This window comes from Pseudomonas alcaligenes, from assembly GCF_041729615.1.
Classification (GTDB): Bacteria; Pseudomonadota; Gammaproteobacteria; order Pseudomonadales; family Pseudomonadaceae; genus Aquipseudomonas; species Aquipseudomonas alcaligenes_B.
This window is the reverse complement of sequence record NZ_CP154874.1, coordinates 3,098,339-3,112,712: the sequence shown is the minus strand read 5'-3', so window position 1 is coordinate 3,112,712 and position 14,374 is coordinate 3,098,339. Positions and strand designations below refer to the sequence as shown.

General features: G+C 68.7%; 11 protein-coding genes. 3 read left to right on the top strand and 8 right to left on the bottom strand.

The window, feature by feature from the left end:
• Positions 1 to 18 precede the first annotated feature (18 nt).
• The 8 genes from tldD to mreB all read right to left on the bottom strand — a co-directional run bounded on the left by tldD (position 19) and on the right by mreB (position 10,929).
• Entirely contained in the window at positions 19 to 1,476 is a 1,458-nt protein-coding gene (gene tldD / locus AAG092_RS15000) for a metalloprotease TldD (protein ID WP_110683805.1), read from the bottom strand.
• Positions 1,473 to 2,327 carry a carbon-nitrogen hydrolase family protein gene (locus AAG092_RS14995; protein WP_373387291.1) on the bottom strand — a complete coding sequence of 285 codons (855 nt, stop codon included), beginning with the start codon at positions 2,325 to 2,327 and terminating at the stop codon, positions 1,473 to 1,475. Before AAG092_RS14995 ends, tldD begins: the two co-directional genes overlap by 4 nt.
• A 44-nt stretch (positions 2,328 to 2,371) precedes the next feature.
• Positions 2,372 to 6,199 carry a YhdP family protein gene (locus AAG092_RS14990; protein ID WP_373387290.1) on the bottom strand — a complete coding sequence of 1,276 codons (3,828 nt, stop codon included), beginning with the start codon at positions 6,197 to 6,199 and terminating at the stop codon, positions 2,372 to 2,374.
• On the bottom strand, positions 6,200 to 7,657 hold the full coding sequence (gene rng / locus AAG092_RS14985) for a ribonuclease G (protein WP_110683802.1): 1,458 nt from the start codon (positions 7,655 to 7,657) through the stop codon (positions 6,200 to 6,202). It lies immediately after the preceding gene.
• A 65-nt stretch (positions 7,658 to 7,722) separates the two neighbouring features.
• Entirely contained in the window at positions 7,723 to 8,307 is a 585-nt protein-coding gene (locus AAG092_RS14980; protein ID WP_373387289.1) for a nucleoside triphosphate pyrophosphatase, read from the bottom strand.
• A 40-nt stretch (positions 8,308 to 8,347) separates the two neighbouring features.
• Positions 8,348 to 8,836, bottom strand: a complete 489-nt coding sequence (gene mreD, locus AAG092_RS14975; RefSeq protein WP_110683890.1) for a rod shape-determining protein MreD — start codon at positions 8,834 to 8,836, stop codon at positions 8,348 to 8,350.
• The gene (mreC, locus tag AAG092_RS14970; RefSeq protein WP_373389602.1) at positions 8,836 to 9,768 is read right to left on the bottom strand and encodes a rod shape-determining protein MreC; all 933 of its coding nucleotides are present in this window, start codon (positions 9,766 to 9,768) and stop codon (positions 8,836 to 8,838) included. Before mreC ends, mreD begins: the two co-directional genes overlap by 1 nt.
• 123 nt (positions 9,769 to 9,891) lie before the next feature.
• Entirely contained in the window at positions 9,892 to 10,929 is a 1,038-nt protein-coding gene (mreB, locus tag AAG092_RS14965) for a rod shape-determining protein MreB (RefSeq protein WP_043309161.1), read from the bottom strand.
• Positions 10,930 to 11,138: 209 nt separating this feature from the next.
• Between mreB and gatC the strand changes: the two genes are divergently transcribed.
• Genes gatC through gatB form a run of 3 tightly spaced genes read left to right on the top strand, consistent with a single transcriptional unit; the run spans position 11,139 to position 14,354 of the window.
• Positions 11,139 to 11,426: an Asp-tRNA(Asn)/Glu-tRNA(Gln) amidotransferase subunit GatC gene (gene gatC, locus AAG092_RS14960; protein WP_110683800.1), complete on the top strand. Its 288-nt coding sequence runs from the start codon at positions 11,139 to 11,141 to the stop codon at positions 11,424 to 11,426.
• Between the two features lie 16 nt (positions 11,427 to 11,442).
• Positions 11,443 to 12,894 carry an Asp-tRNA(Asn)/Glu-tRNA(Gln) amidotransferase subunit GatA gene (gatA, locus tag AAG092_RS14955; RefSeq protein ID WP_373387288.1) on the top strand — a complete coding sequence of 484 codons (1,452 nt, stop codon included), beginning with the start codon at positions 11,443 to 11,445 and terminating at the stop codon, positions 12,892 to 12,894.
• 11 nt (positions 12,895 to 12,905) lie between these two features.
• A complete protein-coding gene (gatB, locus tag AAG092_RS14950) occupies positions 12,906 to 14,354 on the top strand; it encodes an Asp-tRNA(Asn)/Glu-tRNA(Gln) amidotransferase subunit GatB (protein ID WP_373387287.1) in 1,449 nt (482 codons plus the stop codon).
• Positions 14,355 to 14,374: the final 20 nt, after the last annotated feature.

Genomic DNA, 14,374 nt, shown 5'->3' with positions numbered 1-14,374 from the left:
CCTTCGCTACCCGGCGCCTCAGGCGCCGGTACCGCCGACGGTGATCGCGTCGATCTTCAGGGTCGGCTGGCCGACGCCCACCGGCACCGACTGGCCGTCCTTGCCGCAGGTACCGACACCGCTATCCAGGGCCAGGTCGTTGCCGACCATCGACACCCGGCTCATCGCCTCCGGACCGTTGCCGATCAGGGTGGCGCCCTTGACCGGCGCGGTGATCCGGCCGTCCTCGATCAGGTAGGCCTCGCTGGTGGAGAACACGAACTTGCCGCTGGTGATGTCGACCTGGCCGCCGCCGAGGTTGGCGCAGTAGATGCCCTTCTTCACCGAGCGGATGATCTCTTCCGGGTCGCTCTCGCCGGCCAGCATGTAGGTGTTGGTCATGCGCGGCATCGGCAGGTGCGCGTAGGATTCGCGGCGGCCGTTGCCGGTCGGCGCCACGCCCATCAGGCGCGCGTTCAGCTTGTCCTGCATGTAGCCCTTGAGCACGCCGTTCTCGATCAGCGTGGTGCACTGGGTGCGGGTGCCCTCGTCATCCAGGCTCAGCGAGCCGCGGCGCCCGGCCAGGGTGCCGTCGTCGACTATGGTGCACAGGCTCGACGCCACCTGCTGGCCGATGCGCCCGCTGTAGGCCGAGCTGCCCTTGCGGTTGAAGTCGCCCTCCAGACCATGGCCGACCGCCTCGTGCAGCAGCACGCCGGACCAGCCGGCGCCCATCACCACCGGCAGGGTGCCGGCCGGCGCAGGGATCGCCTCCAGGTTGACCAGCGCCTGGCGCAGGGCCTCGCGGGCGTAGCCCAGGGCGCGCTCGTCGCCGCTGCCATCGCGCTCGAGGAAGTAACGGTAGTCGCAGCGTCCGCCACCACCATGGCCGCCACGCTCGCGACGGCCGTTGTGCTCGACGATGACACTGACGTTGAAGCGCACCAGCGGGCGGATGTCGGCGCCCAGGCTGCCATCGCTGGCGGCCACCAGCACCTGGTCCCAGACCCCGGCCAGGCTCACCGTGACCTGCTTGATGCGCGGGTCGAGGGCACGGGTGGCGACGTCGATGCGCTTGAGCAGCTCGACCTTCTCGGCGCGCTGCAGCACCTCCAGCGGGTTGTCCTGGCCATACAGGGCGACCACCTGCGGGCTGGCAAAGGCCTGCACGCGGCCCTGCTGGCCACTGCGGGCAATCGAACGGGCGGCACGTGCAGCCTGGCTCAGGGCCTCGGCATGGATGGCGTTGCTGTAGGCGAAGCCGGTCTTCTCGCCGGACTGGGCACGCACGCCGACGCCCTGGTCGAGGTTGAAGCTGCCCTCCTTGACGATGCCGTCCTCCAGCACCCAGGACTCGGAGACCTGGCTCTGGAAGTACAGGTCGGCAGCATCGATGCCGGGGCCGGCCAGTTCGCCGAGGATCGCCGGCAGCTGCTCGATGGAGAGGTTGCCGGGGGTCAGCAGGTGGCCGCTGACGCGGCCGAGAATGTCGCTCATAGGAACTCCGTGGGCGCCGGCCCGGGCTGGGCCGGCGCGATGAAACGTCTGTGCCGGGCCACCGGCATGCGCCGGCGGATCGCCTCCTGCTCGGCGGCGTCGCGGCTGGCCAGCAGCACCGCCTCGCCCTGGGGCTGCTCGGCGAGCACGCGACCCCAGGGGTCGATGATCGCCGAGTGGCCGAAAGTCTCGCGCCCGCCCGGATGGCTGCCACCCTGCCCCGCCGCCAGCACATAGCACTGGGTCTCGATGGCGCGGGCGCGGGTCAGCACCTGCCAGTGGGCGGCGCCGGTGACAGCGGTGAAGGCCGCCGGGGCGCTGATCAGCTCGGCACCGGCCTCGCGCAGGCGGCTGTACAGCTCGGGGAAGCGCAGGTCGTAGCATACCGTCATGCCCAGGCGGCCGACCGGGGTGTCGGCCACCACCACCTGCGCGCCGAAGGCGAAGTCGTCCGATTCGCGATAGCGGCCGCGGGCATCGGCGACGTCCACGTCGAACAGGTGCAGCTTGTCGTAGCGGGCGGCGCGCTCGCCGTGCTCGTCGATCAGCAGGGAACAGGCATGCACCTTGGCGCTGGGCTGGCCGTCCGGCGGCAGGGGAATGGTGCCGGCGACTATCCACAGCCGCAGGTCACGGGCGGTCTGCTGCAGCCAGGGCAGAATGGGGCCGCGGCCCTCGGCCTCGGCGCGGCCGAGCTCAGCCAGGTCGCGGCGGCCCATGGCGGCGAAGTTTTCCGGTAGCACGGCGAGGCGTGCACCGCGCTCGGCCGCCTGCTGCAGCAGGCGGCGGGCGGCGGCGAGGTTGGCCAGGACATCGTCCTGGCTGACCATCTGGATTACGGCGAGGGACATGGTGCTTTCCGTCCGGGGCTTGCCTGCATGCTACCGCAAGTCGCTCAACGCGGCTTCTCGAACGGCTTGTCGAAGCTGATTTCGGGGTTCTGCCAGGGCCCCTTGACCAGGTACTGCACGCTGGCGAAGCGCGCCACCCGGTCGCCGAGCAGCTTGTCCGCGACGAACAGCGCGCCACCGACTGCCGGCGCGCCGACGATCAGGGCCGCCAGCGGCAGGTTGTTGGTCACCGGCAGGGTCACCAGCAGCTTGGCGTCGATCTGGTCGCGGGCCATGTCCAGCGTACCGTTCAGCTCCAGGGTGCTGGACGGGCCGACCACCCTGAGCGGCTCGCGGGTCTGGAACACGCCGTCCTGGCCGACCAGCAGGGTCTTGGTGGTGTCGTAGCTGAAGCCCTTGCCGAGCAGGTCGGAGAAGTCCAGGCGCAGGCGCCTGCTGATCGAGTTGAAGTTGAGCAGGCCGAACACGCGCAGGGCCGAGGCCGAGCCCTGCACCTCGACGAACTGGCCCTTGCGCAGGCTGGCGTCGAGGCGACCGGAGAGGCGTTTGAGGCTGAGCCAGGCCGGCGAGCCCGGCCAGCTGCCATCGACGTCCAGGCGGAAGCGCTCGCTGGTCGCGGTGGGCGCGTAGCCCCAGGCCTTGAGCACATCGGCCAGGTTGTCGCCCTGGATGCGCCCCTTGTACCAGCTGCGTGTGCTGCCCGGAGCGCCCTCCCAACCGGCCTCGCCGCCGACCCGCAACCCCTTGAGCTCCAGGGCCAGTTCGCTGAAGCGCACCCCCTGCGGCGTCGGCCGCGCCTTCAGCGACCAGGCGCCGAGCGGCGCGTCGCCCTGCAGCACCTTGGCGATGCGCACATCCAGGGCCGGCAGCTGGCGCGGGTCGACCGCCGCCAGGGCATCGGGCTTGTCCTGCGCCGGCTCGCTCGCGGGCGCGGCCGGGGGCAGGCTCAGCCGCGCCAGGTCGAGCCGGATGGGGGCGCCCTGGGCATCGGGCAGCTCGATGCGCCCTTCCAGCAGGGTACTGGCGAGATCCAGCTGCCAGCCGGCCTGGGCGCGGGCCAGCTTGAGCGCGAGGTTGTCGACCTGGGTGCCGAAGCCACTGAAGCGCCCGATGCTCAGCTCGGCACCGCGCAGGAACTGGCGACTCTGGCCATCGCCGGCCAGGCCGCTGTAGGGCTTGATCGCGGCCTGCCAGGCCGACCAGTCCAGCTCGCCAAGGCGCCCGGACAGGCGCAGCCCCGGGCTCGACGGCAACAGGGCCGGATCGCCGCCCAGGCGCAGCTCGCCGCGACCCTGCAGCGCCTGCCCGACGGGGGCGGCGAAGGCCAGGCTGGCCAGGCCGGCGTAATCCAGCCAATAGCGTCGCTCGCTGCCCTGCAGGGTCATGCGCCAGGTGGCCTTGCGCGCCTCGTCAGCCGGCTTGGCGAACGGTGCCGGCAGCTCGACGGCCAGCCCCTGCAGATTGGAGTCGACACGCAGCTGGCTGTCGGCACCATCCAGGGTCAGGCCCAGGCTGTAGGGCAGCTCGCCCTTGAGCGGCAGCGGCTGGGTCAGGCCCAGCCAGGCGCTGAGCCGCTCCAGGGGCACCTTGCCGCTGGCCTCGATGCGGGTGCGCGCATTGCCGCGCGCGCCCTGGGCCAGCGCACGACCGCGCACGGCATGGCCGAGCACCTGGGCGCGGATGTCCGGGGCACTGAGGCCGGTGGCCGTGTTGAAGCGGAACGCGCCCTTGAGCTGAGTGAAATCCAGCTGCGGATTGCTCATCTGCAGCTCGGCGCCTTCGGTGGCGAAGTCCACCTGCACCTGCGGCTTCTGTCCCTTGTTCAGGGGAATGTCCAGCTTCAGCTTGCCCGACAGCGGGCCCTGCCCGCGCCAGCCGGCGAAGGTCTCGGCGGTGCCGATGGGCGCTTCCTGGAGGATCTTCAGGGCATCCGCCAGGCTGCTCTCCAGCTCGCCTTCCAGGGCCAGGCGCGGTTGGCCGTTGGCCGCCTTGGGGATGCTCACCAGCACTTCGCGTACCCGGCTGTCGAGGATGCGCCCCTCGGGTACGCGCACGTCGACGCCGTCGTCCTCGATCAGCACCTCGCCGCGCGCCTCGCGCAGGCTCGGCCAGCCGGGCTGGAAGGCCAGCTCGGCGTTGTCCACGCGGAAGTAAAGGCCGATGCTGCGTGCGGCATCCGCCGCGCCCTTGGCCAGCGAACCCTGGTACTGGAACCAGCCGTTGTCGATGTGGCCGCCGCGAATGGCACTCTGCAGCCACTCGGCCAGCGCCGGGCTGAGCCCCGGAGAGCGGGTCGGCAGGTACTTCCTGGCCTGCAGGGCGTCGCCGTCGCGCAGGCCGACGCGCAGGTCCATGTAGTCTTCCTCGGCCGGATCCTTCTTCAGTCGCACGAGAAAATCGCCGGCGATCCGCCCCTCGTCACCGACCACCTGCAGGTAGGGGCTCTGCAAGGTCAGGCCTTGGTCGTCGAGTTCCCACAGCAGGCGCGCGCCGGCCTGGCGATAGCGCCACATCTCGGGGAACAGGTTGGGGAAATGCAGACCGAAGTTCTCGCTGGCGGCCAGCAGCTCGCCGCCGCCCAGATCGCCACTGATGCTACCGCTGGCATTGTCCACCGCCGGCACGCCCTGCCAGGCGCCGATACCGACCCGTTCCAGGTTGGCCGAGAACTGCACCCGCTCGCGGCCATCGAGCTGGGGCCGATACTCCAGCTGCACGTTACGCAGGGTGCCGCGCGGCTGCAGCGCGTCGAGCACCTCGGCGGCCTTGTCCGGCAGCGGCGCCAGGGCCAGTACCACCGGGGCCAGCGGGGTGAGGTCGAGGTGGTCGGCACTGAGGGCCCAGCGCTGCGCCCGGCCCTCGGCGTCCAACTGCTGGTTCAGGGCCAGCTGCACCTCGCCCCAGCGCGTCTCGCCCAGGCTCAGGGCCAGGCCGTCGACCAACAGGTCGAAACCCTGGTCGCGCCGCTCGAAGTAGGCGCTCAGGCCCAGGTCGTTGACCTGTACCGCCTTGCGCTTGGCATAGGCGCCGCGAATCTCCGGGGCGTGCAGGCGCGCCGCGGCGCGCTGCACGGCGCCGTCCGCCCAGTCCAGCCAGAGCTCGCCGCCGACCTGGGCCTTGGCGAGTCGCCAGTCGCGGGTCAGCCCCTTGGGCAGCCAGCCGGCCCAGTCGCTGTGCGGCAGGCTGAGATAGGCCTCGGCGCGGCTGGCGGCAATGTCCTTGGCGTCCAGGCGCACGCGCAGGCGCAGGGCCAGCGGCTGGCCATCCGGCAGGCGCAGGCGGCCGTCGAGGCGCTGGCGCACGCTGCCGCTGCGCAGGGTCAGGTCGATGTAGGTGAGGCTGAGCGGTTCGCCGCCCTGCGGCTCGAAGGTCAGCTGGCTGCCGAGCAGGGAGACCTTGCTGACCATCTTCAGGCCATCGATCAGCTGCTGCGCCTGCAGCGGCCGGCCCGGCTCGCGTGCCGGCAGGCCCTCCACAGTCCAGCGCCCCTCGGCGTCCTCGCGCAGGCTTAGCTGCAAGCCCTCGAACTGCAGGTTGGCCAGGCGCGGCTGGCGCGCCAGCAGGCTGGCGAAGACATCCGGCACCACCCGCACCTGGTCCAGGCGCACGGCACTGGCGCCCTCGCCGAGCAGCACATCGTGGGCGGTCAGCACCGGCGCGAAACCACTCCAGCCCCCTTCCAGGCTGCCGATCGACAGCGGCAGGCCGAGTGCCGCGCGGGCCCTGGCCTGCACTTCGTCACGATACTCGGCGACCAGCGGCACCAGCTCGCGCCCCAGGCTGACATAGAAGGCGGCCAGCACCAGCGCCAGGGCGCACAGCCCCAGCCCCCCGCGCAGCAGCCCGGTCAGCAGGCTAGCGAGCCGGCTCATTCAGAGCAGCACCACGTCGTACTGTTCCTGGGAGTACATGCTCTCCACCTGGAACTTGATCGTACGGCCGATGAAGGCCTCCAGGTCGGCGACGTTGCCCGATTCCTCGTCGAGCAGGCGGTCGACCACCTTCTGGTTGGCCAGCACCAGGTAGCCCTCGGCCTGGTAGGCGCGGGCCTCGCGGAGGATCTCGCGGAAGATCTCGTAGCAGATGGTCTCGGCGGTGCGCAGCTTGCCGCGGCCCTGGCAGGCGCTGCAGGGCTCGCAGAGCACCTGCTCGAGGCTCTCGCGGGTGCGCTTGCGGGTCATCTGCACCAGGCCCAGTTCGGTGATGCCGATGATGTTGGTCTTGGCGTGGTCGCGCTCCAGCTGCTTCTCCAGGGTGCGCAGCACCTGCCGCTGGTGTTCTTCATCTTCCATGTCGATGAAGTCGATGATGATGATGCCGCCGATGTTGCGCAGGCGCAGCTGGCGGGCGATGGCGGTGGCCGCCTCGAGGTTGGTCTTGAAGATGGTCTCTTCGAGGGTGCGGTGGCCGACGAAGGCGCCGGTGTTGACGTCGATGGTGGTCATCGCCTCGGCCGGATCGACGATCAGGTAGCCGCCGGACTTGAGCGGCACCTTGCGCTCCATGGCGCGCTGGATCTCGTCCTCGACGCCATAGAGGTCGAAGATAGGCCGCTCGCCGGGGTAGTGCTCCAGGCGGTCGGCGATCTCCGGCATCAGCTCGTCGACGAACTGGGTGATCTTGCCGAAGGTCTCCCGCGAGTCGATACGGATCTTCTCGATCTTCGGGTTGACCAGATCGCGCAGGGTGCGCAGGGCCAGGGACAGGTCCTCGTAGATCACCGAGGGGGTCTTGGCCGTCTGCATCTGCCCGGCGATCTGCTCCCACAGGCGCCGCAGGTAGCGGATGTCGACCAGGATCTCGTCGCTGCCGGCGCCCTCGGCGGCCGTTCTGAGGATAAAGCCGCCGGTCTCCTCGATGCCCTCGGCGGCCACGCAGTCGGCCACCACCTGCTTGAGGCGCTCGCGCTCGGCCTCATCCTCGATCTTCAGGGAGATACCGACATGCGCGGTGCGCGGCATGTACACCAGGTAACGGGAAGGGATGGACAGGTGGGTGGTCAGGCGCGCGCCCTTGGTGCCGATCGGGTCCTTGGTCACCTGCACGATCAGGCTCTGGCCCTCGTGCACCAGGGCGCCGATGGACTCCACCGCACTGCCCTCGCGGGTGGAGATCTCCGCCGCGTGGATGAAGGCGGCGCGCTCCAGGCCGATGTCGACGAAGGCCGCCTGCATCCCCGGCAGCACCCGTACCACCTTGCCCTTGTAGATGTTGCCGACGATGCCGCGCTTCTGCGTGCGCTCGACGTGCACTTCCTGCAGCACGCCGTTTTCCACCACCGCCACACGCGATTCCATCGGCGTGATGTTGATCAGGATCTCTTCGCTCATGCGTCCTACTCTGCGCGCTGCGACTGCTGGCCAGGGGCCGCCGCTATCTAGTGTGGGCCGGCAGGTCAGACCTGCCAGCACGGAATCCCGAATTCGCCGAGCAGCTGCGCCGTCTCGCACAACGGCAGGCCGACCACGGCCGAGTAGCTGCCCTCGATCTGGCTAACGAACACCGCCGCCAGCCCCTGAATACCATAGCCGCCGGCCTTGTCGCACGGCTCGCCGGTGGCCCAGTAGGCCTCCGCCTCGCCCGCGCGCAGGGCACGGAAGCTGACCCGGCTGGCCACCACCCGCGACTCCAGGCGCCCGGCCGCGGCCAGCGCCACGGCGGTCAGCACCTGGTGCTCACGACCGGACAGCGCCGCCAGCATGGCCAGCGCCTCGGCACGATCCGCGGGCTTGCCGAGGATGCGCCCATCCAGCACCACGGCGGTGTCGGCCCCCAGCACCACCACATCGACCGGTGCGCCCAGGGCCTGCAGGCCGGCCTGCGCCTTTTCCCGCGCCAGGCGCTCTACATAGCGCGCGGCCGGCTCGCCGGGCAATGCCGTTTCATCTATGGAGGCGATCAGCGTGGCGAAAGGCACGCCGATCTGCGCCAGCAGCTCGCGCCGGCGAGGGGAACCCGAGGCCAGGTGCAGCGTGGCCATGCAGACATCTCCCTGTCAGGGGGGGGGTGGGAAAGGCGCCTCAATGCACCGCGAAGCGCTGTTGCAGTCCCCGCAGGATGGCGAACACCCAGGGCCAGAGCAAGGCACTGATCAGCGCCGGCAGGACGAAGGTCAGGGTCGGCGGACGGTTGCCGGTCAGGGCGTTGAGCCACAGCTGCACCAGCTGGGCCAGGCCGAACACCACCAGCAGCACCAGGCTCTGCTGCCACATGGGGAACATCTGCAGGCGACGCTGCAGCGACAGCACCAGGAAGGTGATCAGCGTGAGGATCAGGGCGTTCTGCCCGAGCAGGGTGCCATTGAGCACATCCAGCACCAGGCCCAGGCTCCAGGCGCCGACCATGCCGATACGGTGCGGCACGGCCAGCACCCAGTAGGACAGGAACAGCGCCAGCCACAGCGGCCGGCCGACTTCCATGAACGGCAACAGGGGCGCCACGCTGAGCAGCAGGGCCAGCAGCAGGGTGGCCCAGATCACCCAGCCGTTGCGTGCCTTGAGCTGGACCATCATTGATTCTCCCGTTCGACGGCAGGCGCCGGTGCGGTCGCGGGCTGTGCCGGTGCGGTAGCGGCCGGCGGCGTCTCGGGCTTGACCTGAGCCTCGGCCTCGCGATCGGCGGCCTCCTGGGCCTCGGCGGCCTCGGTGGCGCGCTCCTCGGCGGTGCGCCCGTCAGTGAACACCAGCAGCATGTAGCGGCTGCGGTTGAGCGCCGCGGTGGGCACGGCGCGGACGATGGCAAAGGGCTGGCCGGAGTCGTGCACCACCTCGCTGACCGTGGCCACCGGATAGCCGGCCGGGAAACGCTGGCCCATGCCGGAGCTGACCAGCAGATCGCCTTCCTTGATGTCCGCCGTGTCGGCCACGTGGCGCAGCTCCAGGCGCTCCGGGTTGCCGCTGCCGGCGGCGATGGCGCGCATGCCGTTGCGGTTCACCTGCACCGGGATGCTGTGGTTGGTGTCGGTGAGCAGCAGCACGCGGGCGGTGTAGGGCATCACCTCGACCACCTGGCCCATCAGGCCGCGGGCGTCGAGCACCGGCTGGCCGAGGAACACGCCGTCCTTATCGCCCTTGTCGATCAGGATGCGGTGGGTGAAGGGGTTGGGGTCGATGCCGATCAGCTCGGTGACCAACACCTTCTCGTCCACCAGGGCGGCGGAATTGAGCAGCTCGCGCAGGCGCACGTTCTGCTCGGTGAGGGTGGCCAGCTTCTGCAGGCGCCCCTGCATCAGCAGGGCCTCGGCCTTGAGCTTCTCGTTCTCCGCCATCAGCTCGCTGCGGCTGGTGAACTGCTGGGTCAGCGCCTGCCACAGGGTCACCGGCAGGCGCGCCACCTGGTAAGCCGGCCCGGTGATCACTCCGAGCTTGGCACGCAGCGGCTGCAGCACCTCGAAACGCGCATCCACCACCATCAGCACGGCCGACAGCACGACCAGTACCAGCAGTCGTACGCCCAGCGATGGTCCCTTGGCAAATAGCGGTTTGATGGCAACTACTCCAGGCCGACAGCTAGAAAACACAAAGCCGGAAGGACCAGCTTCCGGCTTCGGCTTACCTCTTCAGCATCACTCGGTGGACAGCAGGTCCATGGAGTGACGGTCCATCATTTCCAGGGCACGACCGCCACCACGGGCCACGCAGGTCAGCGGGTCCTCGGCGACGATCACCGGCAGGCCGGTCTCCTGGGCCAGCAGCTTGTCCAGGTCGCGCAGCAGCGCGCCACCGCCGGTCAGCACCAGGCCGCGCTCGGCGATGTCGGAGGCCAGTTCCGGCGGCGACTGTTCCAGGGCGCTCTTGACCGCCTGGACGATGGTGGCCAGGGACTCCTGCAGAGCCTCCAGCACCTCGTTGGAGTTCAGGGTGAAGCTGCGCGGCACGCCCTCGGCCAGGTTGCGGCCGCGCACGTCGACTTCGCGCACTTCACCGCCGGCGTAGGCGGTGCCGATTTCCTGCTTGATGCGCTCGGCGGTGGATTCGCCGATCAGCGAACCGTAGTTGCGGCGCACGTAGGTGATGATGGCTTCGTCGAAGCGGTCGCCGCCAACGCGCACGGACTCGGCGTAGACCACGCCGTTCAGCGAGATCAGGGCGATCTCGGTAGTGCCGCCGCCGATGTCGACGACCATCGAGCCGCGGGCCTCTTCGACCGGCAGGCCGGCACCGATGGCGGCGGCCATCGGCTCTTCGATCAGGAACACTTCGCGGGCACCGGCGCCCAGGGCGGATTCACGGATGGCGCGGCGCTCGACCTGGGTCGACTTGCACGGCACGCAGATCAGCACGCGCGGCGACGGCTGCAGGAAGCTGTTCTCGTGCACCTTGTTGATGAAGTACTGCAGCATCTTCTCGCAGACGCTGAAGTCGGCGATCACGCCGTCCTTCATCGGGCGGATGGCGGAGATGTTGCCCGGGGTACGGCCGAGCATGCGCTTGGCCTCGGTGCCGACGGCAACCACGGATTTCTGGTTGCCACTGCTACGAATGGCGACCACGGACGGCTCGTTGAGGACGATACCGCGCTCGCGGACATAGATCAGGGTATTGGCAGTGCCCAGGTCGATCGACAGATCGCTGGAAAACATGCCACGCAGTTTCTTGAACATGGGGAGAGAACCCTAGACAGAGCGTGGTGAAAACGCTGGGTAAAAAAGTGCGGCAAACTCTATCAACGAGCGGCCTTTTGGGCAAGGCGCCAGATATGCTAAATTGCCTGCTTTTCCGGGCCTTGCAGCCCACAATTCGCGGCCTTTGACCGCCACATGCGGCATCCGTTCCCCGCCTGTTTCCACCGCTCGCTCCCTGGAGAATCACGATGGCGCTCGAACGCTCCGACGTGGAAAAGATCGCCCACCTGGCCCGCCTGGGCCTGAACGAAGGCGATATTCCGCAAACCACTGCGACCCTCAACAACATCCTCGGCCTGATCGACGCCATGCAGGCGGTCGACACCAGCGGCATCGAGCCCATGGCCCACCCGCTGGATGCCACCCAGCGCCTGCGCGCCGACGTTGTCACCGAAACAAATCAGCGCGACGCCTACCAGGCCATCGCCCCGGCCGTGGAAAGCGGCCTGTACCTCGTGCCGAAAGTCATCGAATAAAAGGAAAGGGTTCCCCATGCATCAACTGACCCTGGCCGAGATCGCCCGCGGCCTGAAGGACAAGACCTTCTCCTCCGTGGAGCTGACCGGCGCCCTGCTGGCGCGCATCGCCCAGCTCGACCCGAAACTGAACAGCTTCATCACCGTGACCGAAGAGCTGGCCCGTGCCCAGGCGCAAGCCGCCGACGCCCGCCGCGCGGCAGGCGAAGACGGCGCCCTGCTCGGCGCGCCGATCGGCCACAAGGACCTGTTCTGCACCCAGGGCGTACTGACCAGCTGCGCCTCGAAGATCCTCACCGGCTTCAAGGCACCGTACAACGCCACCGTGGTCGAGAAACTGGCCGCCGCCGGCACCGTGACCCTCGGCAAGCTGAACATGGACGAATTCGCCATGGGCTCGGCCAACGAATCCAGCCACTACGGCCCGGTGAAGAACCCCTGGGACCTGACCCGCGTGCCGGGCGGCTCCTCCGGCGGCTCCGCTGCTGCCGTGGCCGCGCGCCTGCTGCCCGCCGCCACCGGCACCGATACCGGCGGCTCGATCCGCCAGCCCGCCGCCTTCACCAACCTCACCGGGATCAAGCCCACCTACGGCCGCGTCTCCCGCTGGGGCATGATCGCCTACGCCTCCAGCCTCGACCAGGGCGGCCCGCTGGCCCGCACTGCCGAGGACTGTGCCCTGCTGCTGGGCGCCATGGCCGGCTTCGACCCGAAGGACAGCACCTGCGTCGACGCCCCGGTGGATGACTACCTGGCCGCCCTGAGCCAGCCGCTGGTCGGCCTGCGCATCGGTCTGCCCAAGGAATACTTCGGTGCCGGCCTCGACGCGCGCATCGGCGAGAAGGTCATGGCCGTGGTCGAGGAGCTGAAGAAGCTCGGCGCCACCGTCAAAGAGATTTCCCTGCCGAATATGCAGCACGCCATTCCCGCCTACTACGTGATCGCGCCGGCCGAGGCCAGCTCCAACCTGTCGCGCTTCGACGGCGTGCGTTTCGGCTACCGCTGCGAGAACCCGCAGAACCTCGAAGACCTGTACAAGCGCTCGCGTGGCGAAGGCTTCGGTGCGGAAGTGAAGCGGCGCATCATGGTCGGCACCTATGCGCTGTCCGCCGGCTACTACGACGCCTACTACATCAAGGCCCAGCAGATCCGCCGACTGATCAAGAACGACTTCGTCAAAGCCTTCGAGGAAGTCGATGTGATCCTCGGCCCGACCACGCCGAACCTGGCCTGGCAGATCGGCGCGAAGAACAACGACCCGGTCGCCGAGTACCTGGAAGACATTTACACCATCACCGCCAACCTCGCCGGCCTGCCGGGGCTGTCCATGCCCGCCGGCTTCGTCGACGGCCTGCCGGTCGGCGTGCAGCTGCTCGCCCCCTACTTCCAGGAAGGTCGCCTGCTCAACGTGGCGCACCAGTACCAGCAGGTGACTGACTGGCACCGCCAAGCCCCGACCGGATTCTGAGGACAACCGCAATGCAATGGGAAACCGTGATCGGGCTGGAAATCCACGCCCAGCTCAGCACCCAATCGAAGATCTTCTCCGGCAGCGCCACCACCTTCGGCGCCGAGCCCAACACCCAGGCCAGCCTGATCGACCTGGGCATGCCCGGCACCCTGCCGGTGCTGAATGCCGAGGCCGTGCGCATGGCCTGCAAGTTCGGCCTGGCGATCGACGCCGAGATCGCCCCGCAGAACGTCTTCGCCCGCAAGAACTACTTCTACCCGGACCTGCCCAAGGGCTACCAGACCAGCCAGATGGACCACCCCATCGTTGGCAAGGGCCACCTGGACATCACCCTGGATGACGGCACCGTCAAGCGCATCGGCATCACCCGCGCGCACCTGGAAGAGGACGCCGGCAAGAGCCTGCACGAAGACTTCCACGGCATGAGCGGCATCGACCTCAACCGCGCCGGCACGCCGCTGCTGGAGATCGTTTCCGAGCCGGACATCCGCAGCGCCAAGGAAGCAGTGGCCTATGTGAAGGCCATCCACGCCCTGGTGCGTTACCTCGGCATCTGCGACGGCAACATGGCCGAAGGCTCGCTGCGCTGCGACTGCAACGTCTCGGTGCGCCCGAAAGGCCAGGAAGCCTTTGGCACCCGCGCCGAGATCAAGAACGTCAACTCCTTCCGCTTCATCGAGAAGGCGATCAACCACGAGATCCAGCGCCAGATCGAGCTGATCGAGGATGGCGGCAAGGTGGTGCAGGAAACCCGCCTGTACGATCCGAACAAGGACGAAACCCGCTCCATGCGTGGCAAGGAAGAAGCCAACGACTACCGTTACTTCCCCTGCCCCGACCTGCTGCCGGTGGTGATCGAGCAGAGCTTCCTCGACGAGGTGCGCGCCGCCCTGCCGGAGCTGCCGAACCAGAAGCGCGAGCGCTTCCAGAACGCCTACGGCCTGTCCGCCTATGACGCCAGCGTGCTCTCCGCCAGCCGCGAGATGGCCGACTACTTCGAAGCCGTGCAGAAGGCCTGCGGCGACGCCAAGCTGGCCGCCAACTGGGTGATGGGCGAGCTGTCCAGCCTGCTCAACAAGGACAACCTGGACATCGAGCAGTCGCCGGTCTCCGCCGAACAACTGGGCGGCATGATCCTGCGCATCAAGGACAACACCATCAGCGGCAAGATCGCCAAGATGGTGTTCGAGGCCCTGGCCGCCGGCGAAGGCGCCAGCGCCGACGAGGTGATCGAGAAGAAGGGCCTCAAGCAGGTCACCGACAGCGGCGCCATCGAAGCCATGCTGGATGAAGTGCTAGCGGCCAACGCCGAGCAGGTCGAGCAGTACCGCGCCGCCGACGAGGCCAAGCGCGGCAAGATGTTCGGCTTCTTCGTCGGCCAGGCGATGAAAGCGTCCAAGGGCAAGGCCAACCCCGGCCAGGTCAACGAGCTGCTGAAGAAGAAGCTCGAAAACTAAGAGCGCGACGCCGGGGTAAC

Coding starts and splice junctions, on each gene's coding strand:
- gatB (WP_373387287.1), top strand. CDS start 12,906: ATGCAATGGGAAACCGTGATCGGGCTGGAAATCCACGCCCAGCTCAGC.
- mreD (WP_110683890.1), bottom strand. CDS start 8,836: ATGGTCCAGCTCAAGGCACGCAACGGCTGGGTGATCTGGGCCACCCTG.
- AAG092_RS14995 (WP_373387291.1), bottom strand. CDS start 2,327: ATGTCCCTCGCCGTAATCCAGATGGTCAGCCAGGACGATGTCCTGGCC.
- gatA (WP_373387288.1), top strand. CDS start 11,443: ATGCATCAACTGACCCTGGCCGAGATCGCCCGCGGCCTGAAGGACAAG.
- gatC (WP_110683800.1), top strand. CDS start 11,139: ATGGCGCTCGAACGCTCCGACGTGGAAAAGATCGCCCACCTGGCCCGC.
- AAG092_RS14990 (WP_373387290.1), bottom strand. CDS start 6,199: ATGAGCCGGCTCGCTAGCCTGCTGACCGGGCTGCTGCGCGGGGGGCTG.
- AAG092_RS14980 (WP_373387289.1), bottom strand. CDS start 8,307: ATGGCCACGCTGCACCTGGCCTCGGGTTCCCCTCGCCGGCGCGAGCTG.
- tldD (WP_110683805.1), bottom strand. CDS start 1,476: ATGAGCGACATTCTCGGCCGCGTCAGCGGCCACCTGCTGACCCCCGGC.
- mreB (WP_043309161.1), bottom strand. CDS start 10,929: ATGTTCAAGAAACTGCGTGGCATGTTTTCCAGCGATCTGTCGATCGAC.
- rng (WP_110683802.1), bottom strand. CDS start 7,657: ATGAGCGAAGAGATCCTGATCAACATCACGCCGATGGAATCGCGTGTG.